General features: G+C 52.1%; 28 protein-coding genes. 8 read left to right on the top strand and 20 right to left on the bottom strand.

The window, feature by feature from the left end; genetic code table 11:
• The first annotated feature begins 168 nt into the window (after window positions 1-168).
• On the top strand, window positions 169-936 hold the full coding sequence (locus AR333_RS03990) for a class I SAM-dependent methyltransferase (protein ID WP_068774019.1): 768 nt from the start codon (window positions 169-171) through the stop codon (window positions 934-936).
• Window positions 937-1,300: 364 nt separating this feature from the next.
• Here AR333_RS03990 and AR333_RS03985 read toward each other — a convergent pair whose 3' ends face one another.
• On the bottom strand, window positions 1,301-2,617 hold the full coding sequence (locus tag AR333_RS03985; RefSeq protein WP_068774018.1) for a purine/pyrimidine permease: 1,317 nt from the start codon (window positions 2,615-2,617) through the stop codon (window positions 1,301-1,303).
• A gap of 364 nt (window positions 2,618-2,981) precedes the next feature.
• On the opposite strand from AR333_RS03985, the gene AR333_RS03980 reads away from it, so the two are divergent.
• On the top strand, window positions 2,982-4,160 hold the full coding sequence (locus tag AR333_RS03980; protein WP_068774017.1) for a MalY/PatB family protein: 1,179 nt from the start codon (window positions 2,982-2,984) through the stop codon (window positions 4,158-4,160).
• 200 nt (window positions 4,161-4,360) lie between these two features.
• Here the strand turns inward: AR333_RS03980 and AR333_RS03975 are convergent, their stop codons facing one another.
• Window positions 4,361-4,858 carry an SMI1/KNR4 family protein gene (locus tag AR333_RS03975; RefSeq protein ID WP_068774016.1) on the bottom strand — a complete coding sequence of 166 codons (498 nt, stop codon included), beginning with the start codon at window positions 4,856-4,858 and terminating at the stop codon, window positions 4,361-4,363.
• Between the two features lie 21 nt (window positions 4,859-4,879).
• Window positions 4,880-5,662, bottom strand: a complete 783-nt coding sequence (locus tag AR333_RS24515) for an HNH endonuclease signature motif containing protein (protein ID WP_156430825.1) — start codon at window positions 5,660-5,662, stop codon at window positions 4,880-4,882.
• A 265-nt stretch (window positions 5,663-5,927) separates the two neighbouring features.
• Here AR333_RS24515 and AR333_RS03970 point away from each other — a divergent pair, with 265 nt between their 5' ends.
• Window positions 5,928-6,911, top strand: coding sequence for a ketoacyl-ACP synthase III (locus AR333_RS03970; protein ID WP_068774015.1), 984 nt, complete (start codon window positions 5,928-5,930; stop codon window positions 6,909-6,911).
• Window positions 6,912-7,039: 128 nt separating this feature from the next.
• On the opposite strand, the gene AR333_RS03965 is transcribed toward AR333_RS03970, so the two are convergent.
• The 7 genes from AR333_RS03965 to AR333_RS03935 all read right to left on the bottom strand — a co-directional run bounded on the left by AR333_RS03965 (window position 7,040) and on the right by AR333_RS03935 (window position 11,818).
• Complete coding sequence (locus tag AR333_RS03965; protein ID WP_068774014.1) at window positions 7,040-7,726, bottom strand: hypothetical protein; 687 nt, start codon at window positions 7,724-7,726, stop codon at window positions 7,040-7,042.
• Window positions 7,723-8,055 (bottom strand): hypothetical protein, encoded by a 333-nt coding sequence (locus AR333_RS03960; RefSeq protein ID WP_068774013.1) that lies wholly within the window; start codon window positions 8,053-8,055, stop codon window positions 7,723-7,725. Before AR333_RS03960 ends, AR333_RS03965 begins: the two co-directional genes overlap by 4 nt.
• A gap of 18 nt (window positions 8,056-8,073) precedes the next feature.
• Window positions 8,074-8,364, bottom strand: coding sequence for a hypothetical protein (locus AR333_RS03955; protein WP_068774012.1), 291 nt, complete (start codon window positions 8,362-8,364; stop codon window positions 8,074-8,076).
• A 133-nt stretch (window positions 8,365-8,497) separates the two neighbouring features.
• Window positions 8,498-9,643 (bottom strand): hypothetical protein, encoded by a 1,146-nt coding sequence (locus AR333_RS03950; RefSeq protein ID WP_156430824.1) that lies wholly within the window; start codon window positions 9,641-9,643, stop codon window positions 8,498-8,500.
• Window positions 9,549-10,436 carry a glycosyltransferase gene (locus tag AR333_RS03945; protein ID WP_084783491.1) on the bottom strand — a complete coding sequence of 296 codons (888 nt, stop codon included), beginning with the start codon at window positions 10,434-10,436 and terminating at the stop codon, window positions 9,549-9,551. Before AR333_RS03945 ends, AR333_RS03950 begins: the two co-directional genes overlap by 95 nt.
• A 119-nt stretch (window positions 10,437-10,555) precedes the next feature.
• Complete coding sequence (locus AR333_RS03940) at window positions 10,556-11,164, bottom strand: DUF1796 family putative cysteine peptidase (RefSeq protein WP_068774010.1); 609 nt, start codon at window positions 11,162-11,164, stop codon at window positions 10,556-10,558.
• A gap of 24 nt (window positions 11,165-11,188) precedes the next feature.
• The gene (locus tag AR333_RS03935; RefSeq protein WP_068774009.1) at window positions 11,189-11,818 is read right to left on the bottom strand and encodes a DUF1796 family putative cysteine peptidase; all 630 of its coding nucleotides are present in this window, start codon (window positions 11,816-11,818) and stop codon (window positions 11,189-11,191) included.
• Window positions 11,819-11,992: 174 nt separating this feature from the next.
• Here AR333_RS03935 and AR333_RS03930 point away from each other — a divergent pair, with 174 nt between their 5' ends.
• Together AR333_RS03930 and AR333_RS03925 are read left to right on the top strand one after the other, a co-directional pair.
• On the top strand, window positions 11,993-12,388 hold the full coding sequence (locus AR333_RS03930; protein WP_068774008.1) for a hypothetical protein: 396 nt from the start codon (window positions 11,993-11,995) through the stop codon (window positions 12,386-12,388).
• 108 nt (window positions 12,389-12,496) lie between these two features.
• Entirely contained in the window at window positions 12,497-12,961 is a 465-nt protein-coding gene (locus AR333_RS03925) for a hypothetical protein (RefSeq protein WP_068775111.1), read from the top strand.
• 122 nt (window positions 12,962-13,083) lie between these two features.
• Here AR333_RS03925 and AR333_RS03920 read toward each other — a convergent pair whose 3' ends face one another.
• Window positions 13,084-14,316, bottom strand: coding sequence for a glycosyltransferase family 4 protein (locus AR333_RS03920; RefSeq protein ID WP_068774007.1), 1,233 nt, complete (start codon window positions 14,314-14,316; stop codon window positions 13,084-13,086).
• Window positions 14,317-14,566: 250 nt separating this feature from the next.
• On the opposite strand from AR333_RS03920, the gene AR333_RS03915 reads away from it, so the two are divergent.
• Complete coding sequence (locus AR333_RS03915) at window positions 14,567-15,481, top strand: NAD-dependent epimerase/dehydratase family protein (protein ID WP_068774006.1); 915 nt, start codon at window positions 14,567-14,569, stop codon at window positions 15,479-15,481.
• Window positions 15,482-15,584: 103 nt separating this feature from the next.
• Here AR333_RS03915 and AR333_RS03910 read toward each other — a convergent pair whose 3' ends face one another.
• Genes AR333_RS03910 through AR333_RS03900 form a run of 3 tightly spaced genes read right to left on the bottom strand, consistent with a single transcriptional unit; the run spans window position 15,585 to window position 18,124 of the window.
• Complete coding sequence (locus AR333_RS03910) at window positions 15,585-16,625, bottom strand: glycosyltransferase family 4 protein (RefSeq protein WP_068774005.1); 1,041 nt, start codon at window positions 16,623-16,625, stop codon at window positions 15,585-15,587.
• A 53-nt stretch (window positions 16,626-16,678) separates the two neighbouring features.
• On the bottom strand, window positions 16,679-16,867 hold the full coding sequence (locus AR333_RS03905; protein ID WP_253735705.1) for a hypothetical protein: 189 nt from the start codon (window positions 16,865-16,867) through the stop codon (window positions 16,679-16,681).
• 27 nt (window positions 16,868-16,894) lie between these two features.
• Window positions 16,895-18,124 carry a glycosyltransferase family 4 protein gene (locus tag AR333_RS03900; RefSeq protein WP_084783490.1) on the bottom strand — a complete coding sequence of 410 codons (1,230 nt, stop codon included), beginning with the start codon at window positions 18,122-18,124 and terminating at the stop codon, window positions 16,895-16,897.
• Between the two features lie 199 nt (window positions 18,125-18,323).
• Between AR333_RS03900 and AR333_RS03895 the strand changes: the two genes are divergently transcribed.
• Complete coding sequence (locus tag AR333_RS03895; RefSeq protein ID WP_068774003.1) at window positions 18,324-18,677, top strand: hypothetical protein; 354 nt, start codon at window positions 18,324-18,326, stop codon at window positions 18,675-18,677.
• Between the two features lie 125 nt (window positions 18,678-18,802).
• On the opposite strand, the gene AR333_RS03890 is transcribed toward AR333_RS03895, so the two are convergent.
• The 3 genes from AR333_RS03890 to AR333_RS03880 form a co-directional block, all read right to left on the bottom strand.
• Window positions 18,803-19,177 (bottom strand): hypothetical protein, encoded by a 375-nt coding sequence (locus tag AR333_RS03890; protein ID WP_068774002.1) that lies wholly within the window; start codon window positions 19,175-19,177, stop codon window positions 18,803-18,805.
• A gap of 146 nt (window positions 19,178-19,323) precedes the next feature.
• The gene (locus AR333_RS03885; protein ID WP_068774001.1) at window positions 19,324-20,544 is read right to left on the bottom strand and encodes a sialidase family protein; all 1,221 of its coding nucleotides are present in this window, start codon (window positions 20,542-20,544) and stop codon (window positions 19,324-19,326) included.
• A gap of 23 nt (window positions 20,545-20,567) precedes the next feature.
• Entirely contained in the window at window positions 20,568-21,791 is a 1,224-nt protein-coding gene (locus AR333_RS03880) for a sialidase family protein (RefSeq protein WP_068774000.1), read from the bottom strand.
• 198 nt (window positions 21,792-21,989) lie between these two features.
• On the opposite strand from AR333_RS03880, the gene AR333_RS03875 reads away from it, so the two are divergent.
• Window positions 21,990-23,186, top strand: a complete 1,197-nt coding sequence (locus tag AR333_RS03875; RefSeq protein WP_068773999.1) for a glycosyltransferase family 2 protein — start codon at window positions 21,990-21,992, stop codon at window positions 23,184-23,186.
• A gap of 63 nt (window positions 23,187-23,249) precedes the next feature.
• Here AR333_RS03875 and AR333_RS03870 read toward each other — a convergent pair whose 3' ends face one another.
• The 3 genes from AR333_RS03870 to AR333_RS03860 form a co-directional block, all read right to left on the bottom strand.
• Window positions 23,250-24,332, bottom strand: a complete 1,083-nt coding sequence (locus AR333_RS03870; RefSeq protein ID WP_068773998.1) for a glycosyltransferase family 4 protein — start codon at window positions 24,330-24,332, stop codon at window positions 23,250-23,252.
• A 130-nt stretch (window positions 24,333-24,462) separates the two neighbouring features.
• On the bottom strand, window positions 24,463-25,206 hold the full coding sequence (locus AR333_RS03865; RefSeq protein WP_068773997.1) for a glycosyltransferase: 744 nt from the start codon (window positions 25,204-25,206) through the stop codon (window positions 24,463-24,465).
• 6 nt (window positions 25,207-25,212) lie between these two features.
• On the bottom strand, window positions 25,213-26,052 hold the full coding sequence (locus tag AR333_RS03860) for a glycosyltransferase (protein WP_084783489.1): 840 nt from the start codon (window positions 26,050-26,052) through the stop codon (window positions 25,213-25,215).
• Window positions 26,053-26,071: the final 19 nt, after the last annotated feature.

Raw genomic sequence — 26,071 nt, 5'->3', positions numbered from 1 at the left:
TTCGAACCGTAAAATGTAATGGCTTGGTGTGAAAAATTTTTTATACTCGTTTGTCCCCTTGTTACGGATTTTCTTTAATTCTATAATGAACGTACTTGAGAACCGAAGGAAGCGCTATGCCGCTGAATCCCTTCCGTATAACCCCAACAGCCAACGGAGGAAAAATCCATGTCTTTTAGTCAATACGGTCCGCTTTGTACAGAGGTCTACGACCATACCAAAAAAATAGGCCAATCGCTAAACGGCGATCTGGACTATTATCAGAATAAATTAAAGCATTGCAAAGGACGCATCCTGGAAGCAATGGCCGGTTCCGGAAGGGTCTTGATCCCGCTGCTTGAATCGGGTCTTCAGGTAGACGGAATGGATTACTCCCGCGATATGCTCGCCTCGTGCCGTCAGCGCTGTGAAGAGCGCGGGCTCGCGGCAAATTTATACGAATCGAATCTGCAGGAGCTGGCTCTACCCCACAAATATGAAGCTATTCTTATTCCGGGCGGTTCGTTTCTGCTGATCGAAGACCGTCAACAATCCGTCCAAGCCTTGAAGCGGCTCTACGAGCATCTGGAACCCGGCGGCCGTCTGCTGCTGGATTTGTTTCTGCCCGATCCTAATTTTGAAGCGGGGCGTCTCGAAGGCATCTCTACCTTCCATCTTCCTGACGGAGATACGATTACCTTGGAGAACAGGCTCGTGGAAGCGGATCTCTTCAGCCAGTCCAAAGTCAATCATCTAAAGTATGAAAAATGGCGGAACGGCACGCTCATCCAGACCGAATTGCAGCGTTTTGCGCTGCGCTGGTACGGAGTGGAGGAATTCAAATTGTTATTGGAAAGCATCGGATTCACGGATGTGAACGTATCTGCGGATTTTGAACACGGGAAACAACCCAGCAGCAGCAAGCAGACCTTTGTATACGAGGCGGTCAAGAATTAAGAAGATGCATAAGCCTGGCAAAAACTGCACCCCCCGAAGGAAACTCGGCCGATCTGCGTGTCTGGCGCTTGCATGCAGCACGAAGTCGGCCCAAGCCTCATACAGGCTCCTTTACAGGCTGCCTCCGCTCTTCCTCATAAACATAGAAAAAGCAGGGGAATCTCTCCCCTGCTTTTTCTCGTGCAATTCCCAATTAACCCGAATATTCTCCCAGTCCTGCTTATATACGCTGGATTCCGCTCCATTAACCTGTAAAGACATACGTTACAAATCCGACAAGCCGTTCCTCCTGCGGCAAACTGGCGCAAGATGAAAACGCCCGCTTGAAAGGGCGGCAGAGACGAATCCATGTCAGCAGGTCAAATTAACTGGAAGCGTTCGTTCCGTCCTTGCCGCGCAAAGCAGCTTTTTCACGGTAAATGAACAGCTGCTCCAATAGGATACAGACCAGCATCCCGAGCACCAGTCCGTTGTTAGCGATGGTGCGGATCAACCCGGGCAGGTGGGCGATCGCCTGGGCCGGAACGAACAGGCTGCCGATCCCGATCATCAGCGACACGCCGATGATGAAGAAATCACGGTCGCCGCCCTGGAGCGACTGGTACTCACGAAGCGCCAGACCGATCATGGAAGCGAACGGTATGAAGATAACCGCATAGCCCACCGGCATCGGCAGCGAAGTCAGCACCGCCGTAACCGGCGGGAAGAAACTGACCAGGGCGATACCCGCGGCTGCCAGAATAAACGGCAGCCGCTTCACAAGCCCCGTGGTCAGCATGAAGCCGGCGGTGCCGGATATCGGCACACAGCCCATGGCTGAGAATACACCGCCCAGTGCGGTGGATACGCCCATTATCAGGCTGGTGCGGTTGTAGTCGACAGGCGGCATGTCCGGCTGGCTCTTGGCTACAACTTTTTCAACGACGGCAATACTTGCAATCAGATTCGCCAGCAGCAGCAGACCGATAAGAATCGAGGTCGGAAGAACACCCGCATCCCACTGCGGCAGCCCCCACTCGAAGATCCCCGGGATATCAAATGCCGAAGCAGCCGGAAGAACCTCCGGCGCGATCCCAAGAGCGATAAAGAGCAGCCATCCCGCGAGGAGCGAAATCAGCACGGAATAATTGCGCAGAAATCCGAATCGGCTTCTAGGCAGCAGCATAGCGATCAGAAGCACCCCGAAGGCTGGAAGCGCCACCCGCACATCCACCTCGTCAGTCAAATATCCGATCCCGAACAGCCCTTTCATAAAGGAACCGCTGAGCTGCGCGACGAGAATGATCAGATACGTACCGGTCACAAGCGGCGTAAACAGTTTGCGGATCTTGCCGATCCAGCCCATGGCGCCAAGCAGCAGGAACAGTCCGCCCGTAATAAGCATGCCCATCTCCAGTTGACGGAGACCGTCAGTCAGAGCGAGCGAACCGGAAGCAATCAAACCGGCATAAACAACAAAAACACCCCACCATAATCCGGCCGGGCCTTCCATCATGGGCAGCTTGTGCCCGAATAAGGTTTGTAACAGAGCGGAGACTCCGATTAACAAAAAGGTGCGCTGCATGAAAGAGGCGATTTCCTCCGGTGGAAGACCCAGCACGTTCCCTACAGCGAGGGGTGCAACAAGACTGCCTGCCAGGATGAAAACCAGCCATTGTATTGTGGATAAGAATAACTTCATAGAAACAGACTCCTTGTCGATTCAGCACTAGAATAACCTCGCATACCCGTGTAACACCGCGTTCCGAGTATTCTTAGTGTTTAAGATATGTTGCAAAAAACAATCATATCCCACCCGCATTAAGATTGGCAAGCTATAGAATCTCCCTTTTCACTCTATGATATCCGCACCCTTCTGTGATCCCACTCTCCCAGGCGTTCCTGCACATCCTGGCAGTCCCCGCTTGATTAGCAAGCGTTCTGCCACTACTATAAGGAGATGAGGACCCCAGGTTGCACCGGGCCTGCTTTTCCGGCACAACATACATATACATGCACTTTCAAGGCCTACAAGCGCTCTATACATCATTCAGGAGGAAACTGCTATGAACTTCCACATTCCAATTAACCGCATCAATTCCGCTTCGCTAAAATGGGATCGTACCGACGTCGTGTACGGCTCATCCGATATTCTGCCGCTGTGGGTAGCCGACATGGATTTCGCCGCGCCGCCTGCCGTGATCCGCGCCTTGCAAGAACGCGCCGAACATGGCGTACTCGGTTATAGTTACATTACAGACTCCTACCTGGAGGCTATTGCCGGCTGGATGAAATCGCGGCATAACTGGGACATCCGGCACGACTGGATTCAGTTCTGTCCGGGCGTTGTGCCCGCACTGAGCTTGATGGTGGAGTGCTACACCAAACCGGGCGAGGCCGTTATGATCCAGACACCGGTTTACCCGCCTTTCTACCAGGTGGTCAAGAACCACGGCCGACAGCTCGTGCTGAACCCTCTTCATCTATCGGCTGAAGGGGATTACACCATGGATTTTGACCGGCTGGAGCAGGACCTTGATGCCCATCCGGTCAAAATGCTGATCCTGTGCAGCCCGCACAATCCGGTGGGCCGGGTCTGGACCCGGTCCGAGCTGGAGCGGCTGGCAGAGATTTGCACGAGCCGAGGCGTTATTGTCGTCTCCGACGAAATTCATGCGGACCTCGTGTTCGAAGCCGGAGCCCATACACCTTTTGCGGCCGTCTCCACAGAAGCGGAGCAATGCTCCGTGATTTGTACAGCGCCGAGCAAGACGTTCAATATGGCCGGTCTGAACACAGCCAATATGATCATCCCTAACCCCAAGCTCCGCTCGGCTTTCCGCAAAGCTCTGCAGCGCTACTCGCTCAGTTCCATCACGCCGACAGGACTCGCTGCAACCGAAGCGGCTTACAGGGAAGGCGGGGAATGGCTCGACGCTCTGCTCGAATACATTCAGGGAAACATGACATACGTCCGGGAGTATATTCAGCAGAACATCCCGGAACTTAAAGTCAATCAGCCGGAGGCCACTTATCTGTTGTGGATTGATTTCCGGGAGCTCGGTCTCAGCGGCGAAGAGCTTGCCCGTTTTCTGCTGGATGAAGCTAAACTTGCCTTGAATGCAGGAAATTCATTTGGACAGGACGGGGAAGGATTCATGCGGATGAACGTAGGCTGTACCCGCCAGACCCTGGAGGAAGCCATGCAGCGGCTCGACCGGGCAGTTGCACAGAGACGGGTGTAAAGCTAAGGGGTCGGCTAATTTGACGCGATACTAAGAGAAGCCGGATTTTATTTCTCACGGATTTTTCTTAATCCGCCGTAGAACAACTCCAACTCCATCCCTATTCTTTAGGAGAATAAATAGCAAAACCCTCTTAACATCCAAATGGACGCTAAGAGGGTTTTAACTTTAACTAGTCCGTGTCTTTGTTTTAATTCTTCTTATTTCCATTCCCAAAATTTAGTCCCCTGACAGATAACTAATCTATCTAACCAAACGTCAAATCCATAATTAAAAATTACAGAAGGGCTGGACAATGATTCCTCATGGTCTTGAAAAGATAAGTAGGTGCTTCCGTCTACCTTATTAGTGTCAATTACTAAGAAATCGCCAATATGAAAAGCGATCGGAACCAAGTGATCAGGAAACTGCAAGTATGGGAGGGTTAATAAATCGTTTATATTAAAAAACTCCCATGAAATTCCATAGTACTCATCATAAAATATCTTAGCTCCGTTTGTTATCGATAAAAATTGTTTATAGTCTTCAGGAAGAGTCCACTTTTTCTCATTACAAAGCGAAATAATTTGTTGAGTAGATGCCGGTTCGTTAAACACGCATTTTGTGTTATATAAATACCCGTCACTTGATTGAATCAGTCTGTACGTATCCTTATATAATTCTTTTAGTCCAGTTATAGTTTTATCTACTGATGCCATAATAACAAGTCTCCCTTGCTATTAATATAGTCTCCAAAAGGAAGTGTGAAACAATTGATGATATTGTCGTGGCAACGGAATTAAATTATAAGGGCTGTTTGTACCGCCATATTCCCTAGGAATGATATGATGAATATCGTAGTCTTCCCAGTTAAAAGCCGGTTTTCCATAATTAGTAACGTACCAAACGATATAATCTCTTCTATCGTTATTCGTCCAGTCTACTCTAAGGTGTGTGGGGACGGCATTCATATTACTGAAATTCGGCTCAGTTAGTCGTATGCCTGAGTGTGCGTCGGTATAACTAAAATAGGGTACAGCGCCACGATTATATAGGATTGTACTTGTATATCCTGTTTTGAAACCAACTGAACTACTACCTTCATAAATTATAGCACTATAATAGCCTCTCCAAAAGTAAGTACTTGCTGTTATTGTGGTTGACGTGGATTGTTTATAACGTATGTTTTGATAATTCGTAGCTAATGTAGAAAATGATCCAAATCGTGACGTACTAGCTTCTAGTGTATTTTTTATATTTAAGTAATCAGCTTGCTTTCCTATATATCCATCATATGTAACTTTGTGTTGAATTATAGAGTTATTTACATTGCTATACATTTCATTTGTAATTACAACGCCATTCATTCCTGCTGTTGTTGCATTTGTTTGCGTTTTGTAATTATCTATATATTCATCTAGGCTCATTGTATTATTATTTGTATTGTTATATACAACTATTTGAGTTGTCTTAGATAATACATAAACATCCTGGATCACTGATTTTACTTTACTGTCTTCCAAGTATTTTTTCGCCTCTAAAAAGAATGGCTCTTTCGGTAAAGAATCTAGTTTCTTAATTAGTCTTTCAGTAGATACATGAGGGTCATTAACTGAAGTTACTGATTCTTGTAAATTCCTTTCTTTGCTACAAAATGCTTTAGAACATGTCTATTCATGTTAGAGATCATTGCTCTTTGACAAAAAAGTGGAGCTGGTGTAAATTTAAACTATAAATTAGCACCAGATACTAATACTTGATACCAAATAAAACGTCGAGGTGATTACTATGGAATCGAAGGCCCGCATCTCAGCTATCGGCAGCTATGTCCCTGACAAAAAACTGACGAATCACGACCTGGAAAAAATGGTGGATACGAATGATGAATGGATCGTGCAGCGTACCGGCATGCGGGAGCGGCGTATTGCCGCTCCGGGGGAATTCACCAGCCATATGTGTATATCCGCTGTTCAGAACATGATGACGGAATACGGAGTGTCCGTCGACGATGTGGACCTTATTCTCACGGCGACGAATACACCGGATCTTCCTTTCCCGACCGTCTCCTGCCTCGTCCAGGCGCACTTCGGCATCCCTTCGACCGGAGCGCTTGATCTCAATGCAACCTGCGCCGGGTTCGTGTATGCGCTGCATACCGCCAACGCTTTCGTCACCGCCGGTCTCCACCGCAAAATTCTTGTGCTCGGAGCAGACCACATGTCGGCGATTACGGACTACACGGACCGGACTACGTGTATTCTGCTCGGTGACGGGGCCGGTGCCGCCCTGGTAGAACGGGTCCCAGGCGCAGACGCGGGCGCGTTTATCGGGCATCATCTCGGCTCAGACGGAAAAGGCGGCATTCATCTGTACCGCGCGGGACTGTCGGAATCTTTAGACGATAAATTGCTCGCCGGAGCGGGCAAGCTTGTCCAGAATGGACGAGAAGTGTATAAATTCGCAGTCGGGACCGTCCCCAAAGGGGTCCATGCCCTTCTGGAATCCAGCGGTGTGGATTCCTCCGAGATCGACTGGTTTATCCCCCACAGCGCCAACCTGCGTATTATCGAATCTTTATGCGAGCGTGCCGGCATTCCAATGGACCGGACGCTCTACAGCCTTGAATATTACGGCAATACTTCCGCCGCAACAATTCCTCTGTCTCTTCATATGGGTGTGCGGGAGGGCAAAATCAAACCCGGCGACCTGCTCATGCTGTACGGGTTCGGCGGCGGTCTCGTGCACGGCGGCCTGCTTGTCCGCTGGGGCTGAGCCTGCGGACGCCTCTGTGCCCGAATGACCAGCGGGCATAAGCGCACACTTCAGCCATGCTTACTTGGCATGGCCGAAAGACGGCGGGCGCGGACTTGCCTAACCGCGCAAGCATCGGCGGGAGCTTGCTAAGCCCGCCGCCGGCGTTTCCCGCTGCTGCCTGCGCATACGCCTACTTGCAGCCACGGCTCTGCCGGAGTCTGCGAGGTATGGCGGCGCGGAGGCAGCAGCAGGTCGATTTTGCGCAGCAGCGCGTAGTGGTACGCCGCAAGGCGAAGAAGCAGTGCTTCCGGCGGAAGCACTGCTTCTTCGCCTTTTGCGCGCGGGGCTGCTTGCTGCTGCCTGCTGCTTACATTTCTACCTTCGAAATTCTTACACTCTGCAGCACTAATGACCGCAGCTATGCGGTTCTCTCCCGCATCTGCCCCGACCCGGCTGCGCCTATTGGCTGCGTTAACTTGTGTTTCACGTACGTTTCCCGTTCCACTCATACTGGCGGCCGCTTCGCCGCTTGCCGCACCCCGCTCCTGCCGTTCCCGCCCCCTGCTGTCGCCGCTTGCTCTCATCGCACGATTCTCTTGACAGGAGCTCTTCGGCCTAGCGGCAAGATCTCGTTTTGGTGGAGTTTCCACACCTTTCCGCTTCTGCTCCGGCTGGAAACTCACCATGACGCTATCGCAACCCGCGTCATGGCGCTGAAGGGCAGGAACAGCCACTGCGGCACTTTCAAGCAAACGACTCAAAGCCCGCTGGCTTCGAGCGAGCGATTGAAGCATATCCAGTTTCCAGGCGGGGCATTCACTCCATGCTGTCATCCCATTGCCCCTCCATCAAATCCTTGAAATTGGCCCAAACCTCCGCCATTCTCATTGTCCGCTTCACCTACAAGTATTTGCAAATGTCTGCCTAGAGCCTGCTCCATTTTGGTCATGGCATCGATCAGCTCCAGCAGGCCTTCGTGTATTTCCAGCGGCTGCTGGACTTGGTCGGTATGGGAAGCAAAATGAGCGGCATTCAAATGATGCGTAATCCAGGCACGGGATTTCTCCGCTTCAGCCGCCTTGGATTCCAGAATGGATGCGATGCTTACCTGCATCTGCGCAGCAGACTGGAGGATTTGCATATAAGAACCTTCTCTGCTCATCCGTTCTACCCGCCCCTCTTATTCGTTTTCATCTTCTTCACTCAATTCTTTGACGGCCAACTGCAGATTAGTAGCGAGTGCCTCTTCCAGTTCCGCCAGCGAGGCTAAATAATTCGTCACGCTTTTCGTTACTCCCGCGGATTGGCTAAGCAGGGATTCGATCCCCTCAAAAGTCGGATGTTGATCCGGAATTTGGCCGATTAAACCGGACATATGTGCGCATACTTCACTTTTATAATGCAGGATCCTGGACAGCTCCAGATGGGAGCGCGCCATGTGCCGAAGGATTGCGCTTTTTTCCCGTTCCATAATACGCCTCCTATGAGCAGCCTTTGATCTTTTTAATCTTTCAATTTCCCGGCTCTATCCTTCAACATATGCAGGACGCCGGATGCAGGTGTGCCAGTGGCCGCCCCGCAAACATAACCTTCCGCCGAAAAGATCACCTGTCCGCCGCATACTCGCGTTTGCGCCAGTTATCGGGATACAAAATTCGGCTGCCTTTCTTCTCCATGGCCAGACGAAGCCCCTCCAGGTGCGCGCCGGCAGAACTCAGGTCCACACTGGCATAAAGAGGTCTTCTCCCTCTGGCCTGTTTCCTTTTGCCGCGATTATCCACAGACGCCACCGCAAGTCCTCCAAGCAGAGCTGCTGCATGCGCCTTGGCCGGATCAGACAAATGATCGCCGATCATTTCGATCGCCTGCCTCGACATCGCATGAGGAACGGCTGTTAAACTATCCGCCAGCAAATCTCCGCGTCCCAGACTGTAGTTCACAAATTGTTTTACAATCTCTCTATCCTCTCTTTGATGAAACAGCGGCATATCCGATGAGCTGTCCGACAGGGCAATGTCGATCCCGCTGCTTATAAGCAGCACGAACGGGACAAGATCCTCGGCCTTCGAGGCGCAGCCCGTTTCGAGAACCAGGACAAGATCCGATTGTATCCTGCTGAATAATCCCCCATCCCCCAAATCCTCTTTCCCGTCCGATTCCAAGAACTTGGCTCCAGGGGGGATGAGTGCACGAATTTCTTCGCGGACAGGATGCATCCCATCTTCCGGGACAAGAATCAGCTCATTCAGCGGGATACGGTTAAGTTCCCGGAGAAGTGCGGCAGTCTCTGCCGCTCCTGCGTCCTTTCTCAGCTTCACCACGGCTGCTGTTGTCCGATGAGTCGGTAAAGGAAGCCAGCCCTGATCGGACAGCCCCCGTTCTTCACAGTAGCCGAGCGCAAAAGAAGCAGCAGCAGCCGCATAGTCTTCTCCCAGCAGCTTTGTTATTCCCAGCGTATTGGCATGGCGGCCCCACAAAGCGCCCATATCCATTTTATAAACAGCCAATCCATCCGGATCAGGCCGGGCGCCTGACACCTCAGCCAGCTGTAAGGGGTATACACCGGCAAGCAGCCGGCCAAGGTGATAACCGGAGGCGGCTAATTCAGCCGGGGTAGATACCCGCCACGTCCGCCCCCTCTGAATACTCTTCTGCTTAATCCTCCGGGTCCTCCGCGGCCGTGACTTCCTGCCGGAAGCTCTCCGCTGCTTCGGACTCACGCTCCGTCTTTGTTTCGTATGCCGTTTCATTCTCTTCCTCCTCCGCCGGTTCTGCCGGCCCGGCCGGTAACGCTGCTGCTTCCATCCAGTAGTGAAGAGCTTCAAGATGATCCCCGACAATAAGGTCTCCGACAGGATCCCGTCCGGCTCCCTTGCGGCGCAGCGGATTCTTGGCTCCTACGGCAACATACTCGACAGCTTTTACAAGGAGTCCGCTGCGGACTGCGGCAGCGAGTGCTTTGGGAGGCACAGCGAGCACTTCCGTTCCAATCGCATCCAGAGCCCTGCGGCTTAAGGCGTGCGGAATGGTAGTCAAAGAAGTGCCCGACAAATCAGGCCGCTGCATAAAAGCGGTTAATGCGTGCTTGGCTAGAATAACCCGGTGTACGGCAGAACGCTTCGACGGTCCGATATAGGTATTCATGGCCACATCAACCCCGCTCTCGACCGCATGTATAAACGCAGCCAGCTTGACGGCAGGAATTACAATATCCCCGTCCGTAAACAGCACAATATCACCAAGCGCCGCCCTCGCTCCGACCGCTCTTCCGACATCGTGCCCCAGAGGCTCGGCATAACTAATAATACGTGCACCCATTTTTTCAGCCAGCCGCCTGGAGCCATCCGTTGATCCGTTGATCACGACAATCACTTCTATGCTGGAATGGGCCCGGTAGGCTTCCCTGATCACGGCAGCAAGTCTGCGCCGTTCGTTATACACGGGAATAATCACCGAAACCTTAGGAGACGGATCATTGATATAGCCTCGCCTGCTTGTTAAGTCATACCGGCGCTTCCGAAGGGCATTACGCTGTTTTTTCATCGTTGTTCCCCCCTGTCCTCTTACAGAGTCCCTGCTTCCTGTTATTACAGTATGGCTTTGGCACAGTTAGCGGGAGGGCTATCGGGGAATTAGATAAAAACGGGCTGCAACGCACCTGACTAACGAACCTTGACATCCCTGAGCAGCGTTTCCCATGAAGCGGGATTCAAGCTGTAACATTGTACGGCGCATATTTTCTCCAGCGGCCAATCCAATTCCTCAATGACATCATAATTAACATGATTAATAATGAGAACCCGGTAATCGTAACTGATGACCTTGTTCAGTACGCGTTCCAGTTCCTGAGCTTCCTCAAACGATGCATCCGTCCTTACAAACAGCAGGCTTTGGCCATGCATCATATAATGCAGAGTCCGGTATATCCGCCGGTCGAGCTTAGCTCTGTATTCCGGATAGGAGCTCAGATTGAAAATCGTATTGTGCCTCTCCGGAAAATCGTGTCCTGCGATCAGCCGGTATTTTTTATCCATAACCAGAAAATTACCCCCTGCATAATCCATCCCGATCGCTTTGAGATTGGGGAGCTGCATAAAACCCGCGAATCTGTTCTCGAGTACCTTGTTGACATCTGTCAGCTCCGAGACCATCCAGTCAAATACACCAGAGAATGGCCGCAAATTGAGTTTTCTCAATTGAAGCGAAGGCGTACAGTTCTCACCTAAACTAAAAATCGCATCATAAGTTCCCGGAATTCCGCTTAATTTCAAGTCGCCCACTCCTCTCTTGCCTGCTTATCGTGCATGAATGTCCGTAAAGAGAGCTTCCCACCATTTGTCGCTGTTAAAATTCCAAATATCCGCATAAGGAACCTGGACGGCGCAAGTACGGGGCAGCGCCCAGTCTAATTCGACGATCCCCTGCACCTGATCATATTCGACCAGCAGGACTTTGAAATCGTGAGTGACAAGTCCGCTCAGCACCTGCTCCAGCTCCGCTGTTTCTTCATAAGTTCCGTGCATGCGGATGAATAAAATCTGCTCATCTTCCTTTATTTTTTTCAAAAACCGGTTAATACGGCGGTCCAGCTTCTCTTTAAATTCCCGGTAGGTATAGAGATGCTGCGGCGAATTCCTCGTAACCGGAAAATCATGAACGGATATTACCTGATAAGCGGAATCTTTTACTTGATAATTAGGCTGCAACGTATCCGGCTCGACCACGCTCATATTGTGAAGCGCCATAAATCCGTCGAATTGCCTGCCCAGCAGCCGGTTTACGTCCGTAAGCGAATCGGAAATCATCCAGTCCAGTACACCGGCGGAAGAACGTAATCCGTGCTTCTCCATTTGAATGGCCGGCAGGCAATTCTGTCCCAGGCTGAACACGGAGTCATAGGTGCCCGCTAAATCCTTTAAACGCATCGAACTCCCCCCTTTTACATCCTGTTGTATACAATGCTCGAACCGCATTTTCAGCTTGGACCCCCGTCCTTACCGTGAAAAATAGACGCGCACATCCAGTCCCGCGAATTATCCTGGCATACCTTACTAATAAGGATGTGAACTTATCCATCCGGAAACACGGAGGTGAAAGACATGTATAAGTACTACCAGAAGGTAGAAATAGCTCCGCACACTCATGCACTGCCTCTCCTTGCAGGAGAGCAGGAACTATACTTATGCCCCCTTTACTTGTATCAGATTACGCCGGGAAGCCGGATTATCCTTAAAGCAAGCATCGCCTGGAGCAATACGGTTGCCTCTGATATCGGAGAGTTGGAGATCAAGATAAGACGAGATCACCCGTCCGGGGAAGTTCTGGAAAGCAGTGAAGATTCACGCTTTCGTACCGGCACAGCCAGGATTGAAGGAGAAGACAGAGGGGGCTCAGCCGAAATTTCCTTGTATTACCTGACCGTCCGTTCCTCTGGAAGCAAAGCACGGGTCGAAGGCCCCATTGTGTTCGAAGGATTTGTCCTGGATGAGGAGTAAACAGGGGTAAAATGGATGCTTTCCTCCGGTTACTTGTCCGTGACGAAGCAGCTGAAAAATGAATTTACTAATCCTGTAAGAACAAATTACCTGAAGGGAATGAAACACATGGCGACTATTTTAGACTATCAGACGAATGATGCTCTAATAGGCGGGGGCTCCCTACCTTTTCCGTTAACGAACCCTCTTCTGGGAGGAACTGAGGTCGGAGTTGCAACGATCAATTTGGCGCCTGCGGATTCTACTAATCTGCTCAGGTTCGAAGGAACCATCGGCTGGGCACCGGATCTTCTTCTCCTTACTCCGCTGCTTCCGATCCTGCAAGTAAAAATCCGTGTCGGCAGCCCCACGGGAACGGTTATTTACGAAGTCGACGATTCTGCTCTTATTGGAACCGGCGTACTGACGACCATCACGGATAACCTCATGACAGTTTCCTTCCAGCATACGCTGCCGGCTACATCCGTTCCGGCCGGTCCACAGCCTTACTTCCTGACCGTTTCTCTGCGCGGACTTGGCAGCGCCTCGATTCGTGGACCTGTTCATTTCGGGGCATTCGTGATCGCGCCGTAACATCATCTTCCCCCAAACGGCAGACGGGACATTTTCCGTCTGCCGTTTTCATTTCCCGGACCTTAACCCGCACACACAAAAGCCGCACGATGCAGTCGTGCGGCTTTCATTCAAACTGCTGTTTAAAACCGGCCTCGACCTCGGCCAGCGGCTAAGTAAGCCTTCATGAAGTGCTCCGTCATCCGGTCCAGAGACCACCGCTCGCTGCCCGAAAGACGGGCCGCCTCTCCCATCCTCAGACGAAGTGCATCTTCCTCCAGAAGAAGCTCCAGATGACTGGCCAGTGTACCGGTGTCACCGATTGCAGACACGAAGCCCGTCTCGCCGTGTACCACCATCTCCGGAAGGCCCCCCGCACTCGAGACGACGGCAGGCTTGCCTGCCGCCTGCGCTTCCATCACGGCAAAAGGCTGATTGTCCTGGACGCTCGGGTGCACGAAAATATCCGAAATTTGAAGCACGGCCGGCACATCGTCCCGGTACCCGAAGAATAAGATATCTTCCGCCAGCCCTGCAGCCTGGGTCTGGGCAACCAGTTCCTCGCGTTTGTCGCCGTCTCCGATCAGCCAGCACACCCAGTCGCTGCGTCTTTGTTTCAGCGCAGCGAGCGCTTCAATTAAATAATGAATCCCTTTTATCGATTCAAGACGCGCCGGACAGACAATTACCTTTTTGTCCAGGGGATGAAGCAGGGAAGTTCCGGCTGCAAGTTTCTGTTGGAACGAGTACAAATCCAATCCGTACGGGGAAACTTCAATATGATCCGGCGAGACTCCGTATTCTTGTGTCAGTACATTTTTCAGCCAGTGAGTAGACGTTACCACTTTATCGGCCGCCATCGCCCCATGGTACTCGAGTGCCCGGTAGTAGCAATGGACAAGCGGTCTCTCAAGCGCGGAATCACGCCGGCCGTCTTCGTCCAGTAAAATTTTGATTTCTCTCGCAAGAGATCCGTGAATACTTGTAATTAGACCGGTAGTTTCAGGCCTTACCCGGTTAAGCGCAATGGCGGCGAGAACATCCTGCGCGTGGATCACATCATACTGTGCCAGACCAAATGAGGCAGCGGCCAGTTCCATGCAATACCGGTCGATTTCCACCCGGTGCACGAGTTCATCGCGGTAAAGCACAGGCAGATTATAGGGGTTCAGTTTCGCATGTATTAAATGCAGCAGATCCTCTTTAACTACTTTGCGACCCGTTCCATATAAATGATAGACAGGTTCGTCAGCACCGTTCCCCATAATATCTACGCGGTGGCCCCAATTCTCCAGCCTGCTTTTGAGCTGCAGCATAAAAGGCCAGACCCCGCCGACATGCGGAATGGGCCAGTAGCTCACCAGCAAAATATTCATTCGCTCTCCCCCATCCTTTAACAATACTCCCCGATATTCGGATAGTGCCACGCCCTGTCTCACGGCTCCAGTAACCTGATGCTTTATCTTATTGACAGGGCTGCTCGGATGAAAGGGCGGGCCGCCTTGCAAATATAAAAAAGGCGGGAAAACAGGAGCCGCTCCGCTTGATAACCCGCTGCCGCCCGGTCCTCCTCTCCCGTGTGTTCATACGATGAGTAGGACTACACACAAAATGCGAGGTGCATGTATGAGAACGGTAGTTACCGGCGGAGCGGGGTTCATCGGCTCCCACTTGTCAGAAGCCCTTGTCAGTAACGGACATGAAGTCCATATTCTCGATAATCTGTCGAGCGGCAGGAAGGAATGGATACCGCCCGGCTCCATCCTGCATCAAGAGGATCTGGCGCAACCGGAAGCGGCCGGGCTGATCGGACAGCTGCGGCCGGATATCGTATTTCATCTGGCGGCCCAGGCCGATGTCCAGCGTTCCATTGCCGATCCCGCATTCGACGCGGATGTGAACATAACGGGCACGATCCGGCTGCTGGAAGCCTGCCGGAAGCATGGCGTGGGCCGATTCGTATTCGCCTCCACATCGGGTGTATATGGAGACAGCAGCAGCCCGCTGCTGTCCGAAGATGCTCCGGCAGCCCCCCTCTCCTATTACGGCCAGTCGAAGCTGGCAGCTGAGGGATACATCCGGATTTTCAACCGGCTGTACGGACTGCCGTATACCATTCTGCGCTACGGCAACGTATACGGCCCCAGGCAGACGCCGAAGGGTGAAGGAGGCGTTGTTGCCGTATTTATGGAGCGCCTGCGCCAGAATCTGCCGCTTGGCATCCACGGCGACGGGGAGCAGACGCGCGACTTCATCTATGTCCGTGACGTAGTCGAGGCCAATCTGTCCGCCGCCTCAGCCCCGGGAAGCGGGGTATATCATGTGAGCACAGGCCGCCCCACTACCATACGCCGAATCGCCGAGCTCCTTGGAGACTTCCGGGGACAGGAAGTCCCCATTCATTTCACGCCGGCGCGTCCGGGCGATATCCGCCACAGCTGCTTGGATAATGCCAGAGCGAAGCAGAGTCTGGGATGGGCGCCCCGCTTCCGTGTCGAGGAAGGGCTTCGCCAAACGTACACATCCTTCCTCGGCAAGTAGCCGCCTTGCCGGGCGGCAGCGCTCCCGCAGGCCGGCCGGATTCATCAGGAAGGCCCCGGTATTCTCTTCTGACAGGAGAATACCGGGGCCTCTTACTACTGGCTCAGCGGCTGTTCCAGATCGTATGGAGAGCCTGCGCGAATGCTTCTACGCTTCGCGCCCAAGGCCACTGGTATGAATCCGATTCGCCTTGGAGAGCAAGACGGCTGCGAAGTTCCTTATCGTGGATCAACCGGATTATATCGGCCGCCAGGCGATTCTGATAGCGGTAGGACAGGAGACAGTTATGCTCATGTCTCGCGTAATCCAGATTGCCCCCCGAATAAGTCGTAACAAGCGCCGCCCCGCACCTCATCGCCTCCAGACCCGGCAAAGATCCCGAATCATAGAGGGAGGAACTGACGTAGATGTCCGTTTTGTTGTACAAGTAGCGTAGTTCTTCATCCTTATTCGGCAGACAGAATTGAAAGCTGCCCGTATCGCGCAGTCGCTGCAGAGTCGGTGCCGCATGAAATTCATCGGGCGGGCAGATCAGATTGATTTCAGTATCGGGATAATAGTGTTTAACGAAAGCGAGCTGGCTGACCAGGTAATCCTGGTCCCGGTGCCAGGCGATTCCTCCCTCCGAGTTGCGGACGACAGCCGATATTTTCACAGCTGGAGGCGTAGAATGGCGCAGATTCAGATTGTGCATGAACGGGTCAATTCCAATTGGGACAATATGGCCCCGGATGCCGTGATTCAGCTCGATAAGCTTCTGCTGCCAGCCGGACAGCACGATTACATGCGGTGTGCAGTGATAAGTAGGAAAAGTGATATGATCATCCGGCAAAAAGGTAGGTTCATAACAGAGACTGAAACGGGCATGAACGTTCCGGTCTCTCTTACTCGCTTCCACGCATGCGGGCACTGTCGTATAGAAGTTGGAAATGACTATATCTCCGGGAGGGATATCATCGGCATCCAGCGTAATGCTGTGGCGGCCCCGGACGATTTTGGACCTTATATCAAACTTGACCTCTGCATGGGCAGGCATAACGATCGTGACATCATACCCCTGATCCGATAATCCGTTCGTAATTTCCGCGAGCATTCGCTGGGCTCCGCCAAAGTTCAAAGTCAGGATGGGAAAGACGAGTCTCATGCTCTTCCTCCTTTCACATATACACTTCCTGTTTCCATTCTTTGCAGGCCGTTCTACCCGTTGGGATGATTGTTCAGAATGTGCAGAATAACAGGATCAGGCATCCGGTAACTGTCAGGAAGTCCGGCTCTGATCTGATTCCAAAGCTTATAATCGACAAGATATTCAGGATTGGACACCTGTACGGAAAAAAGCGAATTATAAAGATCACCCATTACATAAACTTTCTCGCTCACGGTCATCCTCCTTTCTACGCACCGATAGGAATTTCAGGGCTGGGCGGCGGCTTTGGCAACCGCTCTGCCGTATACATCGAGAAGCCTCTGGACCATCAGATCCATGGACCAGTGGATCGCCCCCCACTGCCCGGCCTCCCTGCCCATCGTTTCACGCATAGCTGTGTTCTCCAGCAGCGTATACAAATGCGTGAACAACTGCTGGCTGTTACCCGACTGGAAGATAAGACCCGTACGGCCGTGTTCGACCATTTCGGGCACGCCTGTGGCGTCGCTGACCACGGAAGGCTTCCCTGCCAGCTGCGCTTCAATCAATGATAAGGGCTGATTGTCTACATAGCTCGGCTGTACGAATATATCGGATTGGGCAAGCAGATACGGCACGTCGCTGCGCCTGCCCAGAAACTGGACGGTCTCCAGCAGCCCCAGCTCCGTACACTGCCTGTTAAGCTCCGCTTCCATATCTCCCTCCCCCACAATCCAGCAGACGAAATCGTCCCGTACCGTCCGAAGCAGTGCAGCAGCCTCGATGAGCAGGGAGACCCCTTTAATGGGAATGAGGCGCCCTGTGAAGATGATGGCTTTTTTGCCGGGAGGCTTGTAGACAGGAGAACTCGAATACCCCATTTGCGAATAAAAATCTCTCGTATCGTATCCGTACTGAAACACTTCTACCTGATGCTGAGGTACAGAATACTCCGTTGTCAGCAGCTGTTTCAGCCACTGGGAGGACGCAATTGTAATATCGCTGCTTGTGGCGCCGAGATACTCAATCGCCGACTGGAACCGCCAGATAACGGATTCCCCGAGATTGACGTTATTCTCCATCAGGTGCAGCTTGATCTCGTGGGCTACAGAGCCGTGCAGGCTGGCGACGAGTCCGGTACGTGCCGGTTTGATCCGCTTGAACGAGCGGGTAGCCAGGACGTCCTGTGTATGAATCACGTCATACTTATCCAGCCCGAAATATGCGGCCGCCAGCTCCATGCAAAGTGTGTTCAACTCAAAATGCGAGAGCCAGGAACTGGAGTGAAGAACCGGATACAGCTCAGGGGTTATCTTCTTCTCCAGAAACGGCCGCACCGCATCTTTATGGAAAACACGACCGCTAAACGGCATATGAAACACGCTTTCATCCTCACTGTTGCCGAATACATCGACTTCGTGACCCAGCGCCTCCAGCTTTTCCTTCATATTAACCATAAGCGGCCATACCCCGCCCAAATGCGGAAGCCGCCAGTAGGTAGCGAGCAGTATCCTCAAGAATGGTCCCCTCTTTTCTGCGCGAAACTACTAAACAGCCTTCTGTCACCTGCATACTTTTCTCCCTACACTATATGCCGCTATGCATCTTTTCAACGGGTCGTTTGCCTCACCGGGCTCAAAATGTGTACGTGTCCATACGCATGTGAAACATTTACATATACTGAACTATGCCGGATTGAACGGAAGGAAGGTGACTATGTCTATTTACCGTTTTGACGCTTATGTATACGGATCCTGCGATTCGCGCTATATCCAGTGTTTTGATCTCATCTTCCAGAATATCGCCCAGCGGCACTTTGACGTGCTTATTCAAGGCTATCAGGGCGAGAACCGTTTTCTTCTGGGGCTGTATCATCTCGATCCTGCGCCGCTGCCCGGTTCAATTGCCCATCTGCCGACCGTTTACAACCATAATCAGCCTTTTACACTCTACATTCACACGAATCTGACAACCCCATACCCCATGACGATGACGATGTACGCTAAGAACGAAGGAGCTCTAATCGCAACATTCACCCACAATGAATTGACGGTCATCGATCCGCTTTGAACCCTGTATTCCGCCCATACAAAGAGGCCCTTCCTCAGGAAGCGGCCTTTTAGAGTTACGTGTCTTTTGTAAACTTGCCGCAGCCGGCAGCACGAATTCACAGGCATACGGGTCAGTCCCGGGAACTAGCTTCCCAATGACGGAATCGGGGTCAGTTCTGATTGCAGTACACGGTGGACAGGTACGAGATTGTTGAAAGTATCCAAACCGAACACGGAAGCTACGACCAGATTAGGCTGCGGAGCGATAACGGCTATCTGGACTTCATAAGCCAGCACACCGGATATAAAAAATGTACGAATATCTGCAAACCTGGGCGGTACCGTGTAGGTCTGGAAATAAAGCGGAGTCTTGGCAACACCCGTACTCAGCGTATAAAAGATTTGAACGACAATCTGGGCTGTATTCACCGTGTCTTCGTTGCTGATGTTAACGGCTGCGTTGGCGGCGGCTGTTCCGAAATCCCTCGTATTGAGTATCAATCCTGTCGTAAAAGCCATCTTTTCACCCCCATTCTATTAATCTCTCAAGCAGTATATGCTTGGCAGCATAGAAAGATTGGGCGACACCCGGAGCTGTCCGAAATTGGGAGAATTGCCTGTCTGCCGCAGCTTCCGAAAGTCGCCCGTCAACGTTCCTGCCGGTATTAATTGCCCGAAAATATAGTCTGCACCCCCGTTCTCGTATCCGTCCATACGCCGATAAATCCAAAAGGCGGAACCGTAGTAATTCCCGTGTAATTCCCGATGGACGGAACAGGTGTGGCGCTGCCCGCATTCGGATTGCTGGAAACGGTGGACTCCCTCCTGTTGAAAAACGTAGCGCCCCCGTCCGCCGATATAGCCACATACGTATCCAAGTCAAATCCGTTAATCTGATTGGAATAATATAAGATGGTGACCAGCCCGCTTTTGGGAGACACATCTATAGAGGGAAAAAAGTTCTGGGTACCGGCCGGAGCCGACGTAACCGAGACGGGATCCGTCCAGGTCAGTCCCTGATCAAAGGACCTCGAAAGGAATACGTCCGAGTAACCTTGCCGGTTATCCTGCCACACGGCATACAGAGTTCCGCTTGTAGCCAAAGCCGAATTATCAATGGCGATATTGGCTCCGGTGGGCACTTCGAAGCCGTATCCCGGAACAGGCAGGATCGAGGGGACTAGCGCTACGGGTGAAACAATCACCGGCGTTTGAAAAGTAACCCCCCCATCCAGCGAACGGCTCACCTCAAACCGTGTGAATGGAGCTAGTGAGATGTAAGCGACATATACAATACCCGTTAATCCCGCAACCACGTCCCCGCGCGTCACATAATCGGCGTCCGGTGACACAAGGGCCGGACGCAGCCAGGTCTGTCCGTTATCCAGCGAACGCTGAAAGAAGATAACGGACCCGCCCACAAAATCCGTATTGAATTGGCGCACGTAGACCAGGTAAACACTGCCCTGGTAAGTACTCGCCTGGGAATTGTCAAAAACCGCATTCACCTGCACGTTGTTGATAAATGTGGTATACCCTTGCGCCGCAATGACTGGAGCTGCGAAGCTGATTCCGTTGTCCGTTGACGTGTAGACGGCAATCGAGCCGTTACCGGCCGCATCGAAGACGTGAGAGGCCACGATAAATACGTTCGGAAAACCGTATGCAGCGACGTTGGACTCGCCACCGATATACCCTGGCGGTAGCGGCAGTACAATCGGTCCCCACGAGATCCCCTGGTCAACCGAACGATACACCGCGATTTGCGCCGCTCCTGTCGTAAAATCCGTTGCGGCAGCTACTATATTCAGCGTAGTCAGGTAATTGGCGGCTACACTCGGCGTCTGTGCAAGCGATCCTGCAGGAGACACCTGCGAATCTGTCATAACTGTTCGCCTCCCTCAATAAGTTAAAATCCACCCCACGTCGTCTGCGAGCCGGTTCTTGTATCGGTCCATACGGCATAGAAATTGTCCGGCACAACGGTGCCGACATCAATGTAATCTCCGATAAGCGGTGTCGGAATCGGGCTGTCTCCGTTGGGATTAAAAGAAGTGGTGGTCACACGGAAATTGACAAACGTGCTCCCTCCATCCCGGGATTGAGCCGCATACACATCGAGATCGAAGCCGTTGAGCCGATTCGTGTAATAGACGACGGTGATCGTACCGGTTTTGGGCGATACTGTTATAGCCGGGAAAAAGTTCTGGGCGCCCGCCGGGCTTGCCGTAATGGGAATCGGCGGGCTCCAGGTTAGTCCCTGATCCTGCGACCGGGACAGAAATACGTCCGCATACCCCTGCCGGTAATCCTGCCATACCGCGTAAATATTTCCCCTGCCGGGAGAAAGAAGCGCGGTATCCGCCACAATGTTGGAGCAGGTCAGTACACGGAACTCATATCCGGGAACCGGAAGCACAAGCGGGACGACGGAGACGGCGGATACGAGAATGGACGGTTCGAAAGTCTGCCCTCCATCCCGCGACCGTCTGACGTAATAAGCTGTAGGGGTAGTCGTGTCGATCCAAGCGAAGTAAAGATCTCCCTGCAATCCGATGCCCACATCGGGACGTTCCGTATTCCTCATGGTATTCGACAAAATCAGCGGAGCATCCCATGTCATGCCCCCATCCAGCGACCGCTGAAAAGTGGCCACCGAAAATCCGCCCGCATCGACATTGTACTGGCGGTTATAAGTGACATAAGCATTGCCGACAAACGGACTGGATTGGGAATTGTCGAAGAACACTTTGGTCCAATCGTTATTAATGAACGTGCCGTATCCCGGATTCACGATAATCGGCGCCGAGAAGCTGAGCCCGTTGTCCGTGGATCTGTATGCCGCGATCGTACCGCTGGAGTCACCGGGAAAAACATGGGCTACGATTAGGAACAGATTCGGAAATCCGTAAGCCGCAAAGGCGGCCTCCGCTCCCGTAAATCCGGGCGGCAGGGGAAGAAATGAATTCGTCCAGTTCACTCCCGCATCCTGCGACCGGTATACGCCGGTAAGCGGGGGCCCAAGCGAAAAATCGGTAGCTGTTGCGATCATAATGTTGGCATCCAGCAAATTGACGGCGAGCGACGGTTCCTGCTTCGGATTACCCGAGGCATTTACTTGAAAGTTAGGCATAACCGCCTCCTGATAAATAATCTTGCTAACAGTTTATGCTCGAAGCGGATAATGGTATGGACAACTGTGAAATTAGTAACATCTCTTTGGCAATGTCCACACCCGTCAAATGGAATGGAATAAACTGAAGTATGCAATTGACAGAACGGCAGCACGGGCCGTTACAAACTACCGGCGGGGAAAGAGGGGATATTGACCATGAGAGATGTCGGCATCGTTATGCCGGTATATTTGCAGAAACCGTCTTATTTACAGGAAGCGATCCAAACCATTCTTAACCAGACGTATACCGATTTCCGGTTTATTATTGTCATCGATGGCGTAACGGAACAAATGGGTCCGCAGATCCGGCAACTGACTTCTCACGACAAGCGGGTTGAAATTCTCGAGAACGACCGGAATATGGGGGTTTCCGCTTCGCTGAACCGGGGATTTGAGCCGCTTTTTGAAGATCCCGATATCCGGTATGTAACCTGGGTATCCAGCGATAACCGCACCCATCCTTATTTTATAGAACTTCTCCGTCATGAACTCGTACTTGCACCGGAGGAAGTCGGGCTGGTCTACAGCTGTTTCCGGGAAATAGACGGAGAGGGACGTCCGCTTCGTGACGAAGCCTTTCAGGAGGAATTCCGCCGGTATCAGGATAAGCCGAAGGAAGAGCTCCTCGACGTATGCATTGTCGGGGTATCCTTCATGTACAAATCCTCTTATGCCCGGAAGATTAACGGTTATCATATGGAGCCCGTAGAAGATTATGAATATTGGCTGAGACTATCAGACTTATGCGATATGCGGTATATCCCCGTAGAACTTGTCGAGTACCGGGTCGACTCGGATTTCAGCATTTCGGCCCGTCTCAAAGGCTCCATCGAGCAGCACAGGCGCTGGCGTCATGCTTTCCGTCTGGCCAAGATGCAGGCCAGAAGAAGAAAGAACATCCCTCTGGAAACAACCATTTACTTCCCGGTAACGGAAGCTTCCGAGAAGCTCCCGGAGCGGCTCGACCAGCTCCTGGACCAATACTACAGCAACTATCAGGTAATCGTTGTTGACGTGACCTCCGGTCAGCGTGCCCCCGACCTTCTGCGTGATATTAAGGATCCTCTGCTGAGCTTCCGTTCGTTTCCCGGTGCCGATCCGGTTAAAGCCGTTTGCGCCTGCCTGGAGGAGCTTACGACTCCTTTCGCTTCCGTTATGTACAGGGAAAAAGATTTCGAATATATGGATCTTCAAATTTTATCAAACGCCCTGCGCGCAGCTCCTGAGGGGACCCTATCCGTTTCCTACAACAGCAGCCGGAGTGATCTTGCCTACCGTTTCGATCCTCAGGCGGGCATGCCTTCGACGGAGCTTTTCCTTTCCGCCAGGCTGAAAGAGCTGCTGCTTAGATAGTCAGCCGACACCGGACGGATGCCGATTCCAGGACAAAACGCTTGGCGATAACCGCCAAGCGTTTTAAGCGCGCTTCTCCATCACTTGGACACCCAGCTCACCCAGCATATGAGTGAATTGCTCGGCATAGAGGCCGGGAGAGAACTGCTGCGCCGCATGCCGGCTTGCCCGGTAGCGTATTTCTTCCCGCAGCGGCACGTTCTCCATCAGCCCCGATATTTGCCTGTACGCCTCTTCATGATCGTCGTGGGGATAGAATCTTCCCGTCACGCGGTCTGCGATAAAGCTTCTGACTCCATCTGAATCGGTGCTGACCACGGGACACCGGCAGCACATAGCCTCCAGAACCGCGTATCCGAATCCCTCTACACGCGAGGTCGACAGCAGAACACCGCCGGAATCGCCGATGATGGAGTACTGCCTGGCCATCTCTTTGTGCGGAATATTGGGCATGACGATCAAACTTGAGCCCAGTTCATAATCCCTTACCATGCTTCGGAAATCTTCCTCTTCGGGGCCAAGCGTGTTATCTACATACATGCGGATTTCAAACGCCCGCCCGCGGGTTTTGAACAAACGGCCGATCTCCAGCAGGCTTCGCCAGTTTTTATTCCGTTCGAGCCTCCCTACCCATCCGATAATAGGAACAGGGGCCACTGTATCCCCTTGAAAACGGAAACTATCCGAATCTATGCAGTTATGAAAACTGAACCTTCTCATACGGGCATAATACTTGTCGAAAATTTGAATCAGATGCGGGGTGCGCGGGTACAAGACACCGTCGGCATGAAGAATAAGCAGCGGAGCAATCCGTTTCAGAATAAATTCGGCCTCCTCCACGCTTCCCAGCCCCTGTGCCTCATAGATAATGAGACCTTTATAGCCGTTCATACGCAAAGGCAGAATCAGCTCCGCCACTGTAGAAATGATGACGGCGTCAAACTGTTCACGTGCGACAAGCTCCCGGATCTCTTTATTGTCCCCGGTCACGTATACGGGAATGCCGTCCAGATTCTGCAGTCCCGTCCCTTTGTGCAAATACAGCAGACTGCACGATATCCCGATCTTCCCCAGCGCAATAATCCGCTGCCGGTTCAGGGTTTCCATCCCTCCGCTCGGAATATAGAACACAAATAACAGCTTCATGACTCACCTTCTTTCCGGCTGTTTTAAAAGAGGCTGCGCATATGCACAAGACCGCTATTCGTTCCTTGAATCCGAAAAAAAGCCGTCCATAAAAATCCGATTGTCCCTATCGGATTTCCGTTGCGCCCGGCTACTTCTCCGTTTCCATAGCAGCAATACGGGCTGCAATCACCGGGTTGTATCTGGCACGCAGTACAGCCACCTCCTGCTCTGCAGCCTGCTGATGATTCCGGCTTCCCATCGCAGGATGGAACCGGTACTGGGTCAGCTTCTCGTCCAAGAACTCCATCCGTACTCCGGCAGCGGCAAGACGCAGCCACATCTCCAGGTCCTGCGTGTACTTAAATGTCTCGTCGAATAAGCCGTAGCGCCGGAACAGCTCTTTATGCATCACAATCGTGCAGCCATTAATGGGATTGTATTGGAGCATGTAGGCATAAAGCTTCGATGACGTGGTGAAGTGCCGGGTGTTCCCGTCATCCGTAGGAAAATTAGGAGCGTCCATGACACGGCCATGCTCATCGACGACTTCATAATTCGTAAAACCGACAGTTGCCTGACTCAAACTTAATCCCGCTATTTGAGCGGTTAACTTATGGGGATAGAAACGGTCATCCGAACTAAGCCAGGCGATATAATCGCCCGAAGAGTGGCGGATTCCGTGATTTAACGCGGAAGCTGTCCCTCCGTTAGATTTGCCTAAATAATGTATCCACGGCAGGTACGGCGTTATTCTGTCCTGATGCCGGGTGGAACCATCGTCAACAACGATAATTTCTTTATCCGGATAAGTCTGGCTTAACGCACTGACGATGGCCTGATCCACATATGCACAATTGTAAAAAGGAATAATGATGCTCACCCGGGGCGGCATTAGCCTCTACCTCCTTCCCGTCCTTTTCCCTGACTTGCCTGCTGCACTTGCAGGCTTAATAATCTTTCGTTTACGCCGTTTGATCCCCCCGCCGCCAGGCTTGCGTGCCGGACGCCTTCTTGCGGCAAGAAGGCTCTTCTGGCTGCGTGAAAGACGCAGAAGAAGCTTCCGGTATCGGCTTCTCACGCTTAATACCTCTTCCCAGATGGCAGGCTGATGCAGAACAGTTCCCATTCCGTCATGAAGGCGGTACAAGGTCAGCGGATAATCGAGAAAATCCAGAGGGAAACCCGCCAGCAGCACCCGGATCCAGAACTCGTAATCCTGTGTATAGCGGAGTGTTTCATCAAAATAACCGACCGCACCGAATAAGTCCCTGCGCATCATGACCGTACAGCCATTGACCGGGCAAATGGATAAAAAAGAGCGTGTGAATTCATGCGGATACCGGTACCGGTAAGCCACATTCTCATGTGTCACTGCTCCAGACTCATTGATCTGATCGAAGCCTGTATGACTGAATAGTGAATTGCGCTCCAACATGAACTGCACCTGGCGCTCCATCTTATCGGGATAAAAAAGATCATCCGAGCTGAGCCACGCTGTATAATCGCCAGTGGCGCTCCGAAAGCCCAGATTCAGCGCAGATGCGGCTCCCCCGTTTTCCTTTCCGATATAAATCAGCCGGTCCATGTAAGGCTCCAGTTTTTCCTTATGAAGAGTAGAGCCGTCATCCACCACAATCAGTTCGATATTGGTGTAGGTCTGGTTCAGCACGCTGGAAACCGCCTGATCCACGTACGGACAATTATAGAAGGGAATCACGACCGTTACTTTCGGCAGCATGCATTCACCTCTTTCCTTC

Origin of the sequence: Paenibacillus sp. FJAT-26967, from assembly GCF_001541095.1 — a bacterium.
In the GTDB taxonomy this organism is placed as follows: Bacteria; Bacillota; Bacilli; order Paenibacillales; family NBRC-103111; genus Paenibacillus_F.
The sequence above is the reverse complement of the archived record's forward strand: the minus strand, read 5'-3'. Positions and strand labels throughout refer to the sequence as shown.